This window comes from Shinella sp. WSC3-e (genome assembly GCF_945994535.1).
GTDB classification, from domain to species: Bacteria; Pseudomonadota; Alphaproteobacteria; order Rhizobiales; family Rhizobiaceae; genus Shinella; species Shinella yambaruensis.
In genome coordinates this window covers 3,325,687-3,344,051 of record NZ_OZ000530.1, presented here as the reverse complement: position 1 = coordinate 3,344,051, position 18,365 = coordinate 3,325,687, and the positions used below count along the sequence as shown (strand labels likewise).

The 18,365-nt window shown below is 67.7% G+C and carries 12 protein-coding genes; 4 read left to right on the top strand and 8 right to left on the bottom strand.

Features of this window, described 5'->3' with window-relative positions; translation table 11 throughout:
- Nucleotides 1-18 precede the first annotated feature (18 nt).
- The 3 genes from AABF56_RS16515 to AABF56_RS16505 are packed head-to-tail and all read left to right on the top strand — an operon-like array spanning nt 19 to nt 3,646.
- Nucleotides 19-1,077 (top strand): helix-turn-helix transcriptional regulator, encoded by a 1,059-nt coding sequence (locus tag AABF56_RS16515; protein WP_272806769.1) that lies wholly within the window; start codon nt 19-21, stop codon nt 1,075-1,077.
- Nucleotides 1,074-1,550 (top strand): (2Fe-2S)-binding protein, encoded by a 477-nt coding sequence (locus tag AABF56_RS16510; RefSeq protein WP_272806768.1) that lies wholly within the window; start codon nt 1,074-1,076, stop codon nt 1,548-1,550. Before AABF56_RS16515 ends, AABF56_RS16510 begins: the two co-directional genes overlap by 4 nt.
- Complete coding sequence (locus tag AABF56_RS16505) at nt 1,547-3,646, top strand: xanthine dehydrogenase family protein molybdopterin-binding subunit (protein ID WP_272806767.1); 2,100 nt, start codon at nt 1,547-1,549, stop codon at nt 3,644-3,646. Before AABF56_RS16510 ends, AABF56_RS16505 begins: the two co-directional genes overlap by 4 nt.
- A 120-nt stretch (nt 3,647-3,766) precedes the next feature.
- On the opposite strand, the gene AABF56_RS16500 is transcribed toward AABF56_RS16505, so the two are convergent.
- From AABF56_RS16500 to AABF56_RS16470, 7 genes are all read right to left on the bottom strand, one after another.
- Nucleotides 3,767-5,725, bottom strand: a complete 1,959-nt coding sequence (locus AABF56_RS16500) for an SWIM zinc finger family protein (RefSeq protein ID WP_272806766.1) — start codon at nt 5,723-5,725, stop codon at nt 3,767-3,769.
- Between the two features lie 3 nt (nt 5,726-5,728).
- Nucleotides 5,729-6,868: a VWA domain-containing protein gene (locus AABF56_RS16495; RefSeq protein WP_272806765.1), complete on the bottom strand. Its 1,140-nt coding sequence runs from the start codon at nt 6,866-6,868 to the stop codon at nt 5,729-5,731.
- Entirely contained in the window at nt 6,865-10,806 is a 3,942-nt protein-coding gene (locus AABF56_RS16490) for a DUF4132 domain-containing protein (protein WP_272806764.1), read from the bottom strand. The genes AABF56_RS16495 and AABF56_RS16490 overlap by 4 nt, the downstream gene beginning before the upstream one ends.
- Before the next feature lie 21 nt (nt 10,807-10,827).
- Nucleotides 10,828-13,155: a DUF5682 family protein gene (locus tag AABF56_RS16485; protein ID WP_272806763.1), complete on the bottom strand. Its 2,328-nt coding sequence runs from the start codon at nt 13,153-13,155 to the stop codon at nt 10,828-10,830.
- Nucleotides 13,127-14,212, bottom strand: coding sequence for an ATP-binding protein (locus AABF56_RS16480; RefSeq protein WP_272806762.1), 1,086 nt, complete (start codon nt 14,210-14,212; stop codon nt 13,127-13,129). The genes AABF56_RS16485 and AABF56_RS16480 overlap by 29 nt, the downstream gene beginning before the upstream one ends.
- Nucleotides 14,213-14,513: 301 nt before the next feature.
- Nucleotides 14,514-16,514 carry an amidase gene (locus AABF56_RS16475; RefSeq protein ID WP_272806761.1) on the bottom strand — a complete coding sequence of 667 codons (2,001 nt, stop codon included), beginning with the start codon at nt 16,512-16,514 and terminating at the stop codon, nt 14,514-14,516.
- A 44-nt stretch (nt 16,515-16,558) separates the two neighbouring features.
- Entirely contained in the window at nt 16,559-16,936 is a 378-nt protein-coding gene (locus tag AABF56_RS16470) for a hypothetical protein (RefSeq protein ID WP_272806760.1), read from the bottom strand.
- Nucleotides 16,937-17,151: 215 nt separating this feature from the next.
- Between AABF56_RS16470 and AABF56_RS16465 the strand changes: the two genes are divergently transcribed.
- Complete coding sequence (locus AABF56_RS16465) at nt 17,152-17,721, top strand: hypothetical protein (protein WP_272806759.1); 570 nt, start codon at nt 17,152-17,154, stop codon at nt 17,719-17,721.
- A 147-nt stretch (nt 17,722-17,868) separates the two neighbouring features.
- On the opposite strand, the gene AABF56_RS16460 is transcribed toward AABF56_RS16465, so the two are convergent.
- Entirely contained in the window at nt 17,869-18,072 is a 204-nt protein-coding gene (locus AABF56_RS16460; protein WP_272806758.1) for a hypothetical protein, read from the bottom strand.
- Between the last annotated feature and the right edge of the window lie 293 nt (nt 18,073-18,365).

Below are 18,365 nucleotides of genomic sequence, written 5' to 3'. Positions count from 1 at the left end.
CCGCAGACAGGAGCGAACATGGCCAAGGGAAGGGGCAGGAAGACGGTGCCGCCGCATTCGGATCCGGACGAGAATCCGGAAGATCGGACCGATGCCGTCCCCTTTCGCTCCTACGCGCTCGACAGGTCCGACAGCCCGCGTTTCCACATCCGGCTGGTGGAGAACACCCAGCGGCTCTACCTGGCCCACAAGCATGATTATTTCCAGATCCTCTATTTCCTCTCGGACGCCCCGGCGATGCGGATCGGCCTGACCTCGCACAAGCCCAAGGCCGGCTCCATCTACTTCATTGCACCGATGGTGCCGCACCAGATCCGGTTCGACTATGCGACGCGCTGCATCGTCGCCTATTTCGATCTCGACTTCCTTCGCCCCAATATCACGCGGTCCTACCCCATGGCGGAGCTGGTGCGGCTGGCGTCGGAACTGACGCCCTTCGCCTGGCAGAACCATGTGAGTTTCGATCTCGACGCCGCGCAGAGCGAACGAACGGAGCGCGCGATCGCTTCGATGATCGAGCAGCACCGATCCGAGCGTATCGGCGCGATGGAGATCGTTCGCGCCGAGCTGACGCTGATGCTGGCCACCCTGTGCCAGGACTACGAGGCCGAATTCGCGGAACTGTCGAGGACCCTGCCGGTGGTCGGCCGCGACAGCGGGCACATGCGCCGCATCGCCGAGTTCATTGGTGAAAACTATACGCGCGGCCCGAGCCTCGATGAAGCGGCTGCGGCGGCGCGCCTTTCCAAGAGCCGGCTATGTGCCCTGATCCGCCAGTATACCGGCACCAGCTTTCAGGTGCTGATCCGCGAAATGAGGATCGAGGACGCGCGGGAGCGCCTGGTTCTGACCGACGATACGATCGGCCAGATCGCCTACCGCGTCGGCTACAACGACGAGAAGTATTTCCTCCGGGCGTTCAAGAGTTCGGCGGGGATGACGCCGAGCGCCTACCGGCTGAAACGGGCCAAGGAAAACCTCGCCGCCTCCTTGCCCGAGCGACCCTTCTCGCCGCAGGCGGGTACCCGGCGTTCGGTTCCGACCTCTCTCGACAGTGCCGCGAGGCGCAAACCATGAGCTCTTCCATCTCATTCCAGCTCAACGGATCAATGGTGCGGGTGGATGATGCTGGCGACGAGCCCCTTCTCTTCGTGTTGCGGAACCGGCTCGACCTCAAGGCGGCCCATTTCGGCTGTGGCCTGGAGCAGTGCGGCGCATGCGTGGTCAGCATCGACGGGCAGGCGCGCTACTCCTGCACGCTGCCGGTGTCTGCGTTGGCCGGGGCCGATGTGACGACCCCCGAGGGGTTGGGTGGCGATCCCGTCGGGATGGCGCTGCTCGAAGCGTTCGAGGCAGAGCAGGCCGGCCAGTGCGGCTATTGCATCTCCGGCATCCTGATGCGTGTCCACGCGCTGCTCAAGGCGCAATGCCGGCCGAGCCGCGAGGCGGTGGTTGCCGCGCTCGACAAGCATCTGTTCCGGTGCGGCGCGCATGGCAGCATCCTTCGGGCCGTCGAGCGCGCCGCGGCCCGTCTCGGCGGGGGAGCATGATGATGGACAATGCGCTCCCCAAAAGCCTCCAGGACAATCCCGAGCTGGGCCGCTGGGTTTCCTTCGACGAGCCGGGCATTGTCGGCATCCGATCGGGCAAGGTCGAACTCGGCCAAGGCATCCTCACGGCCCTTGCCCAGATCGCCGCCGACGAACTGTTCCTCGATCCGGGGCTGGTCGCGCTCGTTCCCTGCGACACGGATTGGTCGCCGGATGAGGGCATCACCGCCGGCAGCCAGTCCGTCGAGGTCTCGGGGGCATCCATCCGCATCGCCATGGCGCAGGCGCGTGCGGCCTTGATCGATGTTGCCGCGGCCCGCCTCGGCGCCGATCGTGCCGGCCTGTCCTGTCGGGACGGGGACATTCTTCTCGATGGCGCACCGACGGGGCTCGATTTCTGGTCTCTCGCGCCCGAGGTCGATTGGCGGCAGCATGTCAGCGGCGACGTGCCCGTGCAGCCCGTCGGGGCCTATCGCGCCGTGGGGGAGAGCCATCCGCGCATCGACATGGCGCCGAAGCGCGGCGGCAGCGGTTTTATCCACGATCTTTCCCTGCCGGGGCTGCTGCATGCCAGGGTCGTCCGGCAACCGTTCCGGCTGGCGCGTCTGGCCGATGTCAATGACGCGTGGCTCCAGCGTCGCCATCCCGGTATCACGGTCCTGCGGAAGAACGATTTCCTCGCCCTCGTCGGCCCCGATGAATACGGTGTCCATGCCGCACATGCCGAAGCGGACAGATTCACCGCATGGGAAGAGGCGCCCGGCCGCTGGCGCCCGGCGGAGACGGCCGGCGAGACGGTCATCCGGCCCGGAACGGTTCCGTCTTCTCCGGGGGCGGCAGGCATAGACGTGCGATATTCGCGGGCGCGTGTGGCGCACGCATCGATCGGACCGTCCTGCGCACTGGCCTGGCTCGATGCCGGCCGGTTGACGGTGTGGAGCCATTCGCAGGGTATTTTCCCGCTTCGCGCGCAGATTGCCGGATGCCTCGGGTTGGAGTTGTCGGCGGTACGGGTCATCCATGCGCATGGTTCCGGCTGCTACGGCCACAACGGCGCTGACGATGCCGCGCTCGACGCGGCCATTATCGCGCTGGAACTGCCGGGCCAGCCGGTGCGCGTACTGTGGTCGCGCGAAGACGAGCTGAGCCGTGGCCCGCTAGGGGCCGCCATGTCGGCCGGGGTCGAGGCGGAGATCGACGCTGCCGGCGGGGTGGCATCGTGGCGCCTGTCGGTCGTGAGCGAGCCGCATGCCCAGCGCCCGGGCTTCGGGGGACATGTCAATCTCAGCTCGGCCGAAGCGCTCGACAGCGCACGTCTGCCGGGAAAGGTCGAGGACCTTCCTGCTGCCGCCGGCGGCGGTGCCGCGCGAAATGCCGTGGCGATCTACGATTTCCCGGGCCAGCAAATGACCGTCCGGCTCGATACGCGCAGCCGCATCCGCACCTCCTCGTTGCGCTCCCTGGGCGCCCATCTCAATGTCTTTGCCATCGAGTCCGCGATGGACGAGCTGGCGGATCTCGCCGGCGCCGATCCGCTCGACTTCCGGCTGCGTCATCTCGGCGACGAGCGCTGCCGCGCCGTTCTCGAAGGGGCGGCGGAGATGAGCGGCTGGCCCGGCAGCCACCGGGCGGGCGAAGGGCGGGCGCTCGGGATCGCTGCTGCCCGCTACAAGAACAAGGGTGCCTGGCTTGCCGCCGTCGCGGAAGTCTCGGTGGACGAGGAGATCAGGCTGGAGCGGCTGTGGCTTTGCGCCGATGTGGGCCTTGTCGTCAACCCGCAAGGCGCGCGAAGCCAGATCGAGGGAGGCGCCATCCAGGCGGCGAGCTGGACCCTCAAGGAAGAGGTGAAGGTCAAGGACGACCGGGTGCCGGCCTTCGACTGGAGTGCCTATCCGATCCTGACGTTCTCGGAAATTCCCGAGATCGAGACGCGGTTCATCGTCGATCCGGCGCGCGCGCCCCTCGGTGCGGGCGAGGCCGCGCAGGGGCCGGTGGCCGCGGCCATCGGAAACGCCGCGTCCCGGGCGCTTGGCCTGAGGCTGCGCGACCTGCCGCTGACGCGGGAACGGCTGGTCGAGGTTCTCATGGGCGCCTGACCGGTATTCGCATTCGGTCCGATTTTCCGCGGCCCGGCTGCGAGGGATCGACGATCGCGACAGCGTGGAGTTTGATGTCGCGATCGTCCGGGCCGGCGGGCTTTGCGGCGGCGATCTGGGTCAGGCAGGAGGGCCCCGGTCGGTATCCATGGCAAGAGGTGCGGCGGCCTCTCGGCTTTCGTGCAGGGTCAGCAGCCAGATCGCGGCGTTGCAGAACGGGGTGATGATGTCCGGGGCGGGAGCGCTGATCCAGCCTGCGAGCCTTTCGGCCATTGTGCGGTAGCCGGCATTGTCGAGGCGCGTTGCCAGCGCGGTGCCCGTCGCACCTGCGGCGTTCCGCGCGCGCATTCCGCCGTGCAGCACGCCGCCGAGGAGGATTTCCGTTTCCTCGAGCAGGTCGTTCGGCATATCCCGGAGCGCGGGAGTGACCGCATGCGTGCTGTCGTCGTCGGCGTCGAGGTCGGGCACGATGAAGCGGTCGGCAGAAAGCGACCACGGCGTGCAGACGAGCGCGCCGCCTTCCATTCTCACCGGTCCTGCGACATGGCGTACCGGCCCCCAGCTTCCCGATAGCGCGGCGGCAAGAATCCTGGTCGCACTGGGTGCGGCGGCATCGAATTCGCGTTCGAGATGAAGGGTGCCGCCATCGTTGCACAGGCGCACCGCTCCTTCCCATATCTGGCGACCGGGTGCCCAGGATTGGCCGAGAACCGCGTCGATATCGAAGACATGCACGGTATCGCACAGCCTGCGCGGGCGCAGCAGCGAGATCGGCCGGCTGCGCAGGGCCGTGGCGATCGGCGTAAGGCTGGCGGCCGCAAGCGGCGCCGGAAAGGAAAAGGCGGCGTCGCGCGGCATGACCTGCGTGCGTCCGCCAGAACCGCTGCCGAGGCTGAGCAGCCCATCGGCCCGGCGCCGTGCGACGCTGGTGAGGATCTGCCCGCGGCCGACACCGGCGACCGGCAGTCCCGGCGCCATCTGCCGGCGGCGCACGGTGGCATGGAAGGCGTGCTTCTCTGCCGGGAGCGGCGAGAACAGCTTCTCGATGAGCATGGTTGCGCCCATGTCGCTATCGGCGAGCAGCACGGACGCGCGGATATCGGCACCCTCCTGCCGGAGCCGGGCGCCGAGCGAGACCAGGCGCGATTTGCCCATGGCGGTTTCGAAAGGCTCGCCAATGCCGAGGGCGGTGGCCGCGTCCCCGGCCCGCGTACGGGCGAAAAGCTCGGCCGCGATCCTGAGCACGGCCCGCTCGTCGTAGCGGGCGCTGCGGGCCTCGTAGGCCTCGACCTGTTCGGAAAGCGCGCCGAGGACGAGAAGGATCTGCGCCGCGCCGCAGTCACTCGCATGCCGGAGGGCCGCTGCCAGCGGCTGCTCGTAGGCGGCGGGTCCTGCGACGATACCGGCCTCGACGAGACGGGTGATGACGGCATCGCACGCCGCGCGCAGCCTCTCCCGATCCCCGCCGTCTGCGGCAGCATCGCCGCCGCCCAGGGTCGTTTCCCTGCCGCCAGCCGCTGCGTGAAAGCCGCGGATGGCCAGGGCGACATGCGCGCAATGCTGTCCCTGGGCGCAGTCGCAGCGGGCATAGGACAGGTCGCCGGGCACGAGGAAGCGCACGCTTGCCATCGGGAGATGCGCCGTGGGGGTCTGCCCGTAGTCGAGACGGATCGTATGGCGCGATGCCAGAAGACGGATGAGTTCCGCCCGTGTCGATGGTGCGAGCGTCGCCTCGAAGACCTCTGGATCGAGCGACGCCGGGCTCCAGGCCTCCCTGTCCGGCGTGGTGTCGCCTGACGCCTCTGCCCTTTCCGCCCGATAGGCGACCGCCAGCATGATGCGGTGGCGGCAGACACCGGAGGAGGGGCAGGTGCAGCTTGCATCGGCAAGGCCCTGGCTCGGGGCAAGGCGGGTCAGCGTGCCGTCGGCAAAACGGGCTTCGATCACCCCCGCTGCCGTTTCCGCGATCGCCGGGCCGGTGCCGGCCGCCAGTTCGCGGACTGCCCGCTTGACAAGCCCCGCATTGGAAAGCTGAATCAATCCTTCGTCGGTCAGCGCGATGAGATCAGGCCGCGCCATCGCCTAGCGCCCGATCTTTTCGGCGAGCCAGCCGGCAAGCTCGCCCGGCGTCATGGCTCCGATGTCCGCGCCGGCGGCGAGGAGTCGGCGCGCCATGTCCCGGTCATAGGCGGGCGCCGCGTCCGAATCGAGCGCGGCAAGGCCCAGCACCAGCGTGCGCTGGGCGGTGAGCGCGGCCACGCGCTGCTCCAGCATGGCCTCGCTTGCCCCCTCGAAGAAATCCGAGATGAGCACGACGATCGCCCGTTCGGGCTGTTCGATGAGGCTTGCCGCATAGGCGACGGCGCCCTGGATGTCGGTGCCGCCGCCGAGCTGCACCTTCATCAGAAGCTCGCATGGATCGTCAACGTCCCGCGTCAGGTCGATGACATTGGTGTCGAAGGCGACGAGGTGCGTGCGCACGCCCGGCAGGCCCCAGAGGCAGGCGGCCGTCACCGCCGAGTGAATGACGGAATCCAGCATCGAGCCGCTCTGGTCGACAAGCAGAATGATCTGCCATGTCTTCATGTGCCGCTGGTTGCGCGCGAAGAAATGCAGCTTCTCGACGGTCAGCCGGCGCGTCTTCGGATCGTAGTGCTTGAGGTTGTCCTTCAGCACGCGCCGGAAATCGAGGTCGCTGGCGATGCGGAAGCGGCTGTGGCGCCGCCGGTCGATCACGCCGGAAAAGGCGAGCGCCAATTCGCGGCTGAGCTTTTCCATCAGCTGGCGCACGACCTCCTGCACCAGCTTGCGGGCGAGCACGAGGATATCGGGCGACATCAGGTGCTTGGTGCGCAGCACCGCCTTCAGCAGCGTCTCGTTCGGCTCGGCGCGTGCCAGAACCTCGGGATTCGTCACGACGTCGTCGATGGCGTAACGCTCGATGGCGTCGCGTTCCAGCCGCTCGATGGTTTCCTTCGGGAAAAGCCGGTGAATGTCGTTGATCCATTGCGGCGTGGTGAGCGCGGACGGTCCCCGGCCGCCCTGGCGCGCGATGTTGCGGGTGCCGTCTTCCTCCTCACGGCCGTAAAGCCAGTCGAGCGCGGCATCCATGGTGATCGCCTCGCCCGAAAGGCTGCAGCCGGCAGAACGGCACGCTCCATCCGCCGCCTCGCCGAGGACGAGGCGCCAGCGCGTCAAGGCGTCGAGGGCAGGGCGTGTCATTTCACCGCCGTTTCCGCCAGAAGCGCGAGCCCGCGCAGCATCTCGCTCGCCGTTACAGGATCGAGGTCGCCGAACGTGCGCGTGGCGCCTTTCTTGCCATAGAGCGATTCCAGCGAAAGTTTTCCGAGAGTCTGGTGCTTGTCCTCCAGGTCCGCCGCGCCGGCGAAAAGGCCGTCGCCGAAATAGAAAATGGCGTCCTTCGTCGTGCCGTCGGCAAAGCGCACGGGCCGCTCCAGCCACCAGATGCAGCCGCTGTCCTGCGGTGCGCCGAGCTGCCAGCCGCGGGCCGCCATGCCGCGGATGCGGGCGGATTCCACCTTGAGGTTTTCGAAGCGGCCGATCTCGTGGGCGGACTTCTCGGCCTCGTCCAGCATATGGATTTCGCGGCCGAGCTGCGGAAAGGGCTGCGAGATCTCATAGTCGCCGAAGAGCGCGCCCCAGGCGTCGAGCCCGCCTTCCGGCAGGTGCAGCGGGTGGACAAGCCCGATGGCTCCCGGCGCGTCGACGGAAAAATCGAGGTCGAGCGTGTCGTCCGCCGCATCCGTCACGGACAGGTCGTCCGAGACACGGAAGATCGTCGTCGGCGTGGTGCGCGGATCACGGTCGTCATAAACGCCCCAGACGAGGCGCTGGGCAAGGTGGCGGATCAGCGGATGGCTGGCGAAGAAGGTCCAGAACACCGCGGGCGCCACGCGCCTCGACGTGGAGAGCATGTTTTCCAGCCGCGCGATCTGCAGGCTGGCCACGGCGCGCGCATCCTTCTTCAGCGCAGACCATTTCTTCACCGCGGCGGCAGAACGTTCGGCATCGTCCGACCTCAGCGGTTTCGGCAGGTCCTTGAGCCGCTTGCCGGTCTCGTCCTTCACCCAGGGCTTCAGGAATTCGTCGAAGCCGACGCGGAAACGGCGTGGCCCGAAATCGAGCTCCAGGCCGCCGCGCTCATCGAGGTCGAGGTCGGGTGCGAGCCGGTCGGCCAGCTCTTCCGGCGTCAGGTCGCGCGCCTCGGCAAGGGCGGCGATCTTCTCGCGCGCCCGCTCCTGAAGGCCCTTGAACTTCAGCTTCTCGGCGATGCCGTTGAGGTTCATCAACGCGACGTCCGTGCCGATATCGGCAAGCACGTCGAGCCCGGTCACCGCGCGCTGGTGGGCGGATTCGCCCGGCCATTTCCGGATCAGCCGCGTCAGCTGGCGGGCACATTCGTCATCACCCAGCCACCCGATGGCGCGGAGCGCCCAGCCGTCCTTGCCCGGTGCGCCCTCGGCCAGCCAGGCGGAGAACAGGTCCCACGAGAAGCGGGCAAGGCTGTCGGCCGTTGCCGCCTCCTTCGTGACGTCGATGCCGGCATAGATGGCCTCGGGCGTCGAAAAGGAGATCATCTCGGCAAGTGCCGTCATCGCCTCGTCCGCCAGCGCGCCACCGTCCTTCAGGACGGGCCGCGTCAGGCTGGCGGGCTTGAACCACGCAGGCAGTTTGCCGATCCGTGCCGGATACCGGCCGAGCGGATCGCGGTCGAGCACTTCCGCGAGCGCCTCGTGCACATCGGGAGACTGCGCCTCATAGGCCCGGGCGATCGTCTCAATCTCGGTGCGCGCCTCCGTGCCATCGGCGGCCAGCCAGCGCAGCGTGTGCTCGGCGGCATCGCGCGCCGCACCCTTCCTGCCGACCGCATCGGGGATGAGCCGGGTGATGGCGGTCGGGCGATGGTTCCGCAGCCACTGCATCGCGGGAAGCCGCGCCTTCTTGAGCTTGAGGAGGGCGCGGGCGGCCAGCGGGGCGATCTCCGCCGCATCGGTGTCCCGCACCTTGTCGAGCATGCCGACCGGGTCGTTTTCGACCTGCCTGAGGAGGCCCGGCAGGGCCCTTTCCCCGAAGCGCTCCATCATGCGCGGATAGATATCGCCCATGAAATAGCTGGCCACAGCGCCGGGGCAGCCCCAAAGCGTCAGCGCAAGCCCGTCGGGCTGGCATTCGAGGCCGTCGAGAAGCGTATTCCAGCCGCTCGCGTTGAGCCCGTAGGAGCGGGCATGGATGATTTCGTTCACGCGCTGCGAGACGAAGCCGAGGACCTTTTCCTCGTCGTCGCCCCGCTGGGGCAGGTTCGTCGCGCGCGGGACGTTGTACCAGGCGGGAAGCGCTTTCGATTCGAATTCGCGGATCGCCTCGATCAACTTTTCGGTCGTCTTGACGGTATGGACGCGGGACAGGCGCCACCTGTTGTCCTCGGGCAGCGGACCTTCGCGATGATAGCGGAATGGCGTGGCGATCGGCGCGAGGTCGAGCACCCTGTCCTCGCTCTTGACGGCCTTCTTGCGCCAGGGCGGGTCGCGCAGGACCATCGGCACCTTCTCGGGTGGGGCGAGGGGAACGTTGCCGGCTTCGAGCAGCTTTTCGAGCTGTGCGAGCGGGCGCCCCCCGCCGGCCCATGCCCGCAGGGTTCCGGCGGGATATTGCTTGACGAGGTCCATGACGCGGGCGCGCACCACCGGCTCGTTCCGCCCGCCGGCGAGGACTGCCAGATGCTGGCGCAAGCCGAGCGCCGGATTGGCGGCCATGGCCTCGTCGAGGGCGGCGCGGATCCATTTTTCATGCAGGTACGGCAGGAGCTGCGCCAGCGCGTTGTCTTCGCCGGTTGCCAGGATGACGCGGGCGAGCTGCGTTCGCTGGGCGTCGTAGCCGTAGTGGAGCAGCCAGTCGAGGAGGGGAACGGCGGGCTCGCCATGATGGCGCGCATTGGCGATGACGCTGGCCGCGATATCGGCGAGCGGGACGTCGAAATAGCCGTAATACATGAAGTAGGATCGTCGCGTGCGCCACTTTCCCGTGGTGGCGGCCGGCGCATCGACGAGCAGCGGCACCATCGGGAGCGAGGCTCCGATATCCTGGCCGGCGGCGGCCGCCTCGTGGATGACGGCAAGCGGCTTGAGGTCGTGCTCGACCGGCCGGTCATCGGCCAGGATGAAGGAATAGGCGGCTTTGCGTGGCCAGTCCTGTTCGGCATGGTAGGCCGGCGTCAGGAGGCCGATCGCCCGCTCGTAGTCCTCCTGCGGCAGGCTCGTCAGCACATCGCGCAAGGCAAGGTCGAACGGTTTGCTCCAGGACGAGGAATCATAAGCGCGGTGCTTGTCATGGTTGACGCCGATGAAGGGCGCTGCCGCCTCGATCACCCGCTCCACGCCGCCGGTCGCGGACAGCCAGAACAGGAAGGCGCGCAGGCAGTAAATGCCTGCCGGCCGCCCCTCTTCGCCGTCCTTGTGCATGACCAGGCCGCCACTCGCAAGCAGGATGCGTGCGATCCACTTCTGTGCCTCGGCGGCGTCCGGGGCGGCCGGTGCCTTGCCGGTGAGCGTGGTTTTCAACCAGCCGGAGACGGACCCCTTCGGGCCGGTCTCGCCGATATTCTCCTCCAGCCAGGCGAAGGCGTCGCTGCCTTCCTTCTTTACGGCCGGCTTGATGCTGCGCAGGTCCGCAAGGAGATGCGCCCAGGCGCTCGCCGCGTCGAGAGAGCCGTGCGGGCGCGAGCGGGTGGCGAGGGGTTTGCCGATCAGGGCATCGAGCTGTGCCTCGTCCGGACGGAATTCGGGGGATGCGTCCTGCGGCACGTCATCGCCGGACACCGTGGCGGCCGATGCTTCGTCCTCTGCTGCGGCTGGCGCGGGTTCCCGCGCCATTTCCGGCCGTACCCCGGCCTCCTGCGGCTTTGGCGGCGCGGATGCGGCAGGAGCGGCCGCGCCATTCATCGCCGGCACATAGCCCTTGCCGGTCTTTTCCTTGACGAGCTTCTTCTTTTCCTTCTCGGCGTCCTCGGCGCTGTCGAAATCCTTCTCCTTCGTCTGGCCCTGCGTGCCGATCCGCCCGAACCGCACCGTCAGCCGGTTTCCTTCGACGGCGGCTTCCCAGAACTTGGACGATTTTCCTTCGACGAGTTCATAGCGTTCCATGCGGTCCTTCCTCATCTTCCATCAAACCAGCCCGGCATCGGCAAGGCGCCGGGCGACGATTGCTTCGAGCGCCAGCGCTGCCGCCTGATCGGCGACATCCGCCGGCTGGCGCATCCATTCGAGCGCCCGGATTTCGGCCTGCGCCTCGCCTATCCCCGCCGCGCGCAGGATGACGCGCGACAACCGTTCCCGCTCGCGCGGCGGGAAGAAGGCAAAGGCTTGCCGCAGCGCCGGGAGCGCGATCAGGAACGCGTCGTCCGGCCAGTCGTCGACGAGCGTGCGCACGGCATCGATCAACGCGTTGTCGGCTGCGATCTCTTCCCGCGCCAGCGCGAAAAGCCCGGAGAGGAAGTCGCCGAGCTGATCGGGCCGGCTGAAGCGGCGCATGTGCCCGGCAATGTCGTGGCCGCTGCTTTCACCGCAGGCGACGAGCGTGCCGAGCGCCGCGCCAGCCACGGCCGGGGCGGTCTGCGCATTCGCGAGGCAGCGGCCGAGCATGGCCAGAAAGGCGCCGCGTTCGATGGCTAGGTCGGGACCGTCGCGCAGCATGTCGCGGCAGGCAACGAATGCCGGGATGGCGCGCAGGCCTTCCTCGTCGTTCCGGATTGCTTCGGCGGCCTGCAGGACGCGGCTAAAGGCCGTTTCGCAGAGTTCGCCCAGCGCCCGGTGCGCCGCCGCACCGAAAATCTCGCCGAAGCGGTAGAGGCCCATGGCCATGCGGCCCGCTGCGCCGACGGCGCCCATGTCGTGCGAAAGCCCGATGCCGTGTGCGAGCTGCGCCGTCAGGTCGTTTTCAAGGGCCAGCAGGCCGGCGAACAGCGCATCGGCAAGGCAGGCCGAAAGTGCCTTGAGGTCGCTTCGCGCCTCCGCCGCCCGGTCCGCCAGCAGGGCGGTCGCGGCCATCGGCAGCGTGCCGCCCCAGCGGGAGGCCTCGATCAGCATGCCCTCCGCATCACGGTGCCGTATCAACCGGAAGCTTTCCTGCGGTGCGGCGGGGCGGGGCGCCGATGGTCCTTCGAGCCGCTCAAGGCCGGGCATGCCGAGGACGCGCAAGGCGTTGAGGATATGGGCCTGCTCCCTGTCGGCCGGCACGCGCCATTCCAGCTCGATCCGCCGCGCGCTGTGCCCGGGCGTGAGCCCGGCATGCTCAAGCCTCTCCTCGATATCGATGACCAGCGGTGGCCGGCGCGCGCCAGGCGCCAGCCGCCCCTGCCGTTCGCCCGTCAGCGCCTTCAGCATGGCGACGAGCGCGGGATGGGTGCCGGCCCGGACGGCACCCTCGCGGGTCCAGGCGGCGGGCTGGTCGAGCCCGTCCTTCACCAGCGTCGCGAGGGCGGCGTCGAGCAGATCCGTGCGCAATACCGTGCGGTGGCCGCGCGTAAGCGCGAGCGCCTGTCCATGGGCGTGCCATGCAACACGGTCGGCCGTGGAGACGACCTGCCCGGCTGCGCGCATCGCCTGTGCGATTGCATTTTCAGCCCAGTTTGCCGCCGCTTCCAGCCCGCGTGCATGAACCTGTTCGTAATAGGCAGGGGAGGGCATGCCGGAGGCATAGCCGGTGAAGCGGTCGAGCCGGCGATAGTCGTAGGGCACGAGGTAGCTGCCGGCGTGCTCGTCGTCGGCGGGAGCGGGCACGTCGGGCCGCGCCCCGTCCGCCGCCCGCGCCAGCCGCCGGATCGCTTCGGCATGCCAGCCGCCGCAAACCAGGACGACCTTGCGGCTTCCGGCCTCCCGCAGGGCCCAGGCGGCATGGCGCGCCATGAACTGCTCGCGCGCGTTTTCGAGCGGATCCTCGTCCCCGCCTGGCCGCAGCAGGTCGAAATAGCGCTCGAGGCGATGGTCCAGTTCGTCCGGCGGCGCCTGTTCGGCCAGCGTATCCCAGACCGCATCGCGGCCATCCTCGCCGAGCGCACGGGCGATGGCCGCCTCGGCGGCAGCGGCGTGCCGACCGTGCGGATCGGCATAGCGGTTTGTCCGCGCGCCAAAATCGGGGTGCCATGCCGGAAGGTCGCAGAAGAGCGGCGTCGCGCCCGCCTCCCACGCCGCCTGCAGGGCCTGCCATTCCGGCGAATAGGCGCAGAAGGGCGAATAGGAGGCGAAGCTGCGGTGCCGCGTCGCATGATAGCTGAAGATGGCGAGCGGAAGCTGATGGTCGAGCCTCAGGTCGCCAAGATGCGGGTTGAAATCCGCCGGTCCCTCGATCAGCACGAAAGCCGGACGGTGCCGCTTGACGGCGCGACGCACCAGATGGGCGCAGGCCGGCGAATGGTGGCGTACGCCGATGACGACGAGCCTTTCGTCCGCAGCCGCCGGCTGGCGCTCAGGGCGTGAGAAGATGCCGAGCCGCATAGAATGCCTTCCAGGCTTCGCCGGACCGCTTCGCCGCCTTCTGCTCCAGATAGCGCCGGAGCTTTGCCAGATCGTCCGCATTGTCCTTGGCAGCGGTGCCGGCAAGGCATTCGACGATGTCTTCCGGCCGCCCCCGGTCGCCGCGCATGTAGTGGCCGCGCACGCCGACCGCATGGGCGACGCTGACCGCTTCGGCGGTGCTCATCACCGAACTCAGCCGTTCCACGCCGCCTTCCGCCGAAAGGCCGTCGCGCAGGTCGCGAAAGCAGGTGACAAGCACCTCCAGCACGTCGTCGTCGGGTGCGGCCGGCACGCCGGAACGGGCTAGCAGCTTCGCCGCCTCGCGCCTGACCAGCGCCAGCTCCTCGTCGGCATCGCGGATGGGAAAGACCGTCTCGAAATTGAAGCGCCGCTTGAGCGCCGCCGACATTTCGTTGACGCCGCGGTCGCGGGTGTTGGCGGTGGCAATGACGTTGAAGCCGTCGCGGGCGAAGACCATGCCGTCCTCGCCGGGCAGTTCCGGCACGGCCATGACCCTGTCGGACAGGATCGACAGCAGGCAATCCTGCACTTCCAGCGGGCAGCGCGTGATTTCCTCGAAACGCACGATCTTGCCGTCCGACATGCCGTGGTAGAGAGGCGCGGGGACGAGCGCGCGCCGGGTCGGCCCTTCCGCGACGAGCAGCGCATAGTTCCAGCCGTACTTGATCTGATCCTCGTTCAGCGACGCACCGCCCTGGATGGTGAGCGTCGAATCCCCGCTTATGGCGGCTGCGAGCAATTCGGAAAGCAGGCTCTTGGCCGTGCCCGGCTCGCCGATGAGGATCAGCGCACGGGACGTCGCGAGCGTGACCATGGCGCGCTCGATGAGGGAGGGGGACACAACGAGCTTTGCGCTCGCTCCGTCACCGCCGAGAACAAAGGCCTTGACCGCCCTCAGGGACAGTGCCCAGCCAGGCGGCCGGGGGTCCCTGTCGCTGCGGCGCAGGGCTTCCAGTTCTTCTCGATAGGCGATTTCGGCAGGGGGGCGCTGAACGGCGGCGGTCGGGTGGGGCATGCGGCGGGACGGTCCTGTTCTGGCGGGTTGCGTCGAAACGGGATCAAATTCCTTGGCCGCCTGGAAGAGCGGCCAAGGGCAACATATTGCTCCGGGGTTACGTTTCAAGGTCCGGCTTTCTTCGGCCGTGGCTTGAAATAAATGCCCGCGTTCCTTCTCGGGAAAGGGCCTGCCGCCGGGCCGGTGGCATCCATGGGAGGATTTCAAGCCGCGACCCTTGTCCGGCGGGAAGCCACGAGCAGTACATGCACCGGGTCGCAGATGCGGCCTGGTCTGTTCCCGATGCGGTCGATCTGTCGGCTCAGACGGTGCCGCCGACGACGGCATAGGCGGCCGTACCCTGCGCGCAGGCGATCACGACATGGCCGTAGGGATTGCGCCATTCGCTATGGACATGGGTGTTCTTGTCCACGACGAGGCTTGCGCTGATTTGCATGCCGTCCTGCTGGAACGAGACCGGCTCGCCGTTCACCGTCAGCCAGAGCAGTGGTGTCGGGCTTTGCGCCTGTATCGACAGACGCTGGCGTCCCGAACCGTCGGGCGCAATCGAGGCGGTCAGTCGCAGTCCGGCCATGTCCGGCGGTTCCGTTTCCGCGACGCCGGGCAGCTCCGGAAGCTCGGGCGTCCGCGGCGGCGCTTGGCGATAGGCGCCGGTCCTTTCGAAGGCGCAGGCATAGGCGAGCAGCGCCGTGTCGTCGAAAGCCCGGCCGGCGAAGGTCAGCCCCGCCGGCATGCCGATGTCGGCAAGCATTCCCATCGGAACGGTCACCGTCGGAATGCCCAGATGGCGGATCGCCAGGTTGCCGTTGGCCACCCAGGTGCCGTTCCGCCAGGCAAGATCGGCCGAGGCGGGGTTCACGTCGGCATCCGCCGGGCCGATATCGGCAACGGCCGGGAAGATCACCGCGTCGAGTTCCAGCCGGTCCATCCAGGCTTCAAGGTCGATGCGCCGGGTCTCCTCGAGCCCCCGGAGCCCTTCGGCAAGGCCCGGGATATCGTCGAATACGGCGATGGGATGCTCGCGCAGATGGACGGGATAGTCGGCGATGCGATCGTCGAAGCCGTGGTAACGGTCGGGCAGGCTGCCTTCCGGCGCGGGGAAGATGCGCCTGCCGTCGACATCGGCAAGCCGCTGCAGGGCGGGGTCGGCATTGGCCGCCAGAAAATCATCCCAGGCCCAGGCGGACAGGTCCATGATTTCGCGGCGTAGGTAATCCGGGCTGACGAGGCCGCGTGTCGCGATGGTCGGCGCGCCGGGGCGGTCTCCCTCGTAATTGCTGACGACGGGGAAATCCGTCACCACGACCTCGGCCCCGGCCGCTTCGAGCGCCGCCCGCGCGGCAAGGCAGAGCGCGATCATCGAGGCGCGCGTCTCGATGCGCTGGCCGGTCGGGCCGCCGATCCCCACCTTCTCGCCGGTTCCCGCCGCCGGATCGGCATTGATATACATTGCCGGTAGCCCGAACCGTTTGCCCGAAAGGCTCGCCGTTCGGGCGATCCCGACATAGGACCGGGGCCGGATATCGGAGGCTTTCGGGATCGCGACCCAGGTCTGGCGACGCCAGAAATCGCCGCGGTTTTCGGGATCGTCGGCGACGATGACGTCGAGCAGCTCCAGCATGTCCGCCATCGAACGGCTGTGCGGCACCACGACGTCCATGGTCGGCACGAGCGGCCAGTTGCCGCGCACGGAGATGACGCCCCGGCTCGGCGTATAGGCGCAGAGTCCGTTGTTGGCGGCCGGCGCGCGCCCGCTCGACCAGGTTTCCTCGCCAAGCCCGAAGGCCGCGAAACTCGCGGCGGTCGCGGTCCCCGATCCGTTCGAGGAGCCCGAGCCGAAGGCGGCCGTCAGCCAGTCGGCATTGTAGGGGGATTCCGCGCGCCCATAGACGCCGCGCTGCATTCCGCCATTGGCCATCGGTGGCATGTTGGTCAGCCCGATCAGTACGGCGCCCGCGGCCCGCAGGCGGGAAATCGCAAAGGCATCCTCGGTCGCGATCAGATCGGCGAAGGCGGGCGAACCGGAGGCGACGCTCAGCCCCTTCACCTTGTAGCTGTCCTTGGCGGTGTAGGGAATGCCGTCGAGCGGGCCGAGGCTTTCGCCGCGCGCGCGCCTGAGGTCCGAAGCGTGCGCTTCGGCGAACATATCGGGATTGAGCACCGGCACGGCGTTGAGGGCAATGCCGTGCCGGTCGTAACGCGCAATGCGGTTCAGATAGGCCGCGACCAGGCCGACGCTGGTTGCCCGACCGGTTCGAAGCGCTTCGCGCAGTTCACCAATCGACGCTTCGACAATCCTCATCGATGCTCTCCCGCAAGAGTTATGTCTCACCTGACGCAGCGCCGTCAGACTTCGAAGACCTCGTCGAAGGATTCGGGAAACGTCTGGCGGGCGGTTTTTTCATTGATGATGAGGAGCGCCTCGTAGGAGAGCGGATCGAAGTCCTTCCCGGCGGGCAGGACCTCGCGGCCGAAGAGAAGGTTGAGGCGCGCGGCGTCGAGGTTGCCGCGTTCGAATGGTTCCGCACCGAAATGATGCCAGAGGGCGTGGAGGAAGGCGGCGTCGATACGGTGTTCGGCCGTGCCCGGGCGGGCCCGGCGCGGCAGGGCCTTGATCGGCGTCACGCCTCGTGGGTTGGCGCGCCTGATGGTGAACTGGACGCCTGTGCCCGGCATGCCGGACGGGAAGCCGCGATGTTTCATCATGTCGGGTGGGTTCGCCATCCGTCTCTCCTTCTGCGCTTCCCTGTACGTCACAGCGGAGCGTCCAAGTCCCCGCAGATGATGGATTTTAGACCGGTTCCGGCTTTGCGGGCGGCGTTGCCGGGTATGAGGATGTTTCGTTCACCTGCCCGACGGGTGCCGCACAAGCCGTATTAGCTGGTTTTCGGCCGCATATCACGTCGATTTTCAGCGATCTTGTTCCCGCAGGCCGTGCCATGGAAAATGATACCGCCGCCGGCTATTGTCTGGAATCGTGCCGGGACTTTTCCGGCGGCAGCAAGGATTTTCGCATGATCCGGATAGCAATGGCGACAGTGCTCATGGTCCTTCCGATTTCTGAAGCGGCTGTCGCCATGCCACCGACCCCGACTGTAGCGCAGCTTCTGGACATCTGCCTGTCGTCCACGGTTTCGGAAGCAGCGGCGAAGGGAAGCGCGCTCGGATGGGGCCGGATGAGAGATCAGGAAACCGCGGCGTGGCGCACGAGTTTCCTGGCTTACAATGGCGGATCGGTGGACGTGATAGGCTGGCGGCGGGGAGAAAACGAGGGTGCCGGCCTATTGTCTTTCTGGATAGCGAAGGGGGCGAACAGCCACAGGGCATGCTCCTATTCCCTTGCCGGCCCCTCCGCGCTCCTGGACGCCCTGACCGAGCACCTGGGGACTCCCGACACCCTTGATAAATCCGGTTCCGGTGCAACAGCCTATTGGAAGAAGGGGGCGATGGAGGTCTCGTTCTCGCAGTTCGGATCGAGCACCGGCGTCAATATTGCACATAGCGATTAGGTGGCGCCACCCGCTTCCTGCCTGCCCCGCTTCGGATGTCGGGTCCGTTTGAAGAAGGAAGACCCGGGAGCGCCTCGTATCGCTCGACCGGGTCCCTGCGCGAGCGGCGCGGCTTGGGCATCGCATCCGCCGGCGCAGTGTCTCCCGTCAGCGAACCGGCGGGAGAATGGTGTTGCGCTCGCGGCAACGGGCAAGCGCCTCGTGCAGGATGCGCCGGGCACGGTAGGCGTTCAGGGGGACGGGCTGGTTGTGTCGGTGGACCCAGTCCAGCCGCCTGTCGATGTCCTTGATGGCACGGGCAAGACGCTGGGCGGGTGTGGGGTCGTTGGTCAGACGGTGAAGGGTCTGCATGGGCATGAAAGGCACCTCGAATCGGCTCCGTCATGGAGCGGGCTCACGTTTACCCAGCCATTCGCAGGGGCCTACCTACTTTTGATTGTATGCACCATTCGACTCCGCGAAAGGTAAACAATCGGCTACCCGCCGTGCCGGAATAGGCCATGGGCCGGGGTGACGGGCAGGCCGGTTGAATCCGGTCTCCCCGCCAAGCCGTCCCGACGTCGAAGCGAGCCGCGCCAAAAGGCAACGCCTCCCGGGATATGGGAGGTGTAGGCTTTTGGCGCGCCGTTCTGGCGGTTGTATGC

Excerpts from the sequence above, each read along its gene's own strand:
- AABF56_RS16515 (WP_272806769.1), top strand. The coding sequence starts at position 19 with ATGGCCAAGGGAAGGGGCAGGAAGACGGTGCCGCCGCATTCGGATCCG.
- AABF56_RS16510 (WP_272806768.1), top strand. The coding sequence starts at position 1,074 with ATGAGCTCTTCCATCTCATTCCAGCTCAACGGATCAATGGTGCGGGTG.
- AABF56_RS16505 (WP_272806767.1), top strand. The coding sequence starts at position 1,547 with ATGATGATGGACAATGCGCTCCCCAAAAGCCTCCAGGACAATCCCGAG.
- AABF56_RS16500 (WP_272806766.1), bottom strand. The coding sequence starts at position 5,725 with ATGGCGCGGCCTGATCTCATCGCGCTGACCGACGAAGGATTGATTCAG.
- AABF56_RS16495 (WP_272806765.1), bottom strand. The coding sequence starts at position 6,868 with ATGACACGCCCTGCCCTCGACGCCTTGACGCGCTGGCGCCTCGTCCTC.
- AABF56_RS16490 (WP_272806764.1), bottom strand. The coding sequence starts at position 10,806 with ATGGAACGCTATGAACTCGTCGAAGGAAAATCGTCCAAGTTCTGGGAA.
- AABF56_RS16485 (WP_272806763.1), bottom strand. The coding sequence starts at position 13,155 with ATGCGGCTCGGCATCTTCTCACGCCCTGAGCGCCAGCCGGCGGCTGCG.
- AABF56_RS16480 (WP_272806762.1), bottom strand. The coding sequence starts at position 14,212 with ATGCCCCACCCGACCGCCGCCGTTCAGCGCCCCCCTGCCGAAATCGCC.
- AABF56_RS16475 (WP_272806761.1), bottom strand. The coding sequence starts at position 16,514 with ATGAGGATTGTCGAAGCGTCGATTGGTGAACTGCGCGAAGCGCTTCGA.
- AABF56_RS16470 (WP_272806760.1), bottom strand. The coding sequence starts at position 16,936 with ATGGCGAACCCACCCGACATGATGAAACATCGCGGCTTCCCGTCCGGC.
- AABF56_RS16465 (WP_272806759.1), top strand. The coding sequence starts at position 17,152 with ATGGAAAATGATACCGCCGCCGGCTATTGTCTGGAATCGTGCCGGGAC.
- AABF56_RS16460 (WP_272806758.1), bottom strand. The coding sequence starts at position 18,072 with ATGCAGACCCTTCACCGTCTGACCAACGACCCCACACCCGCCCAGCGT.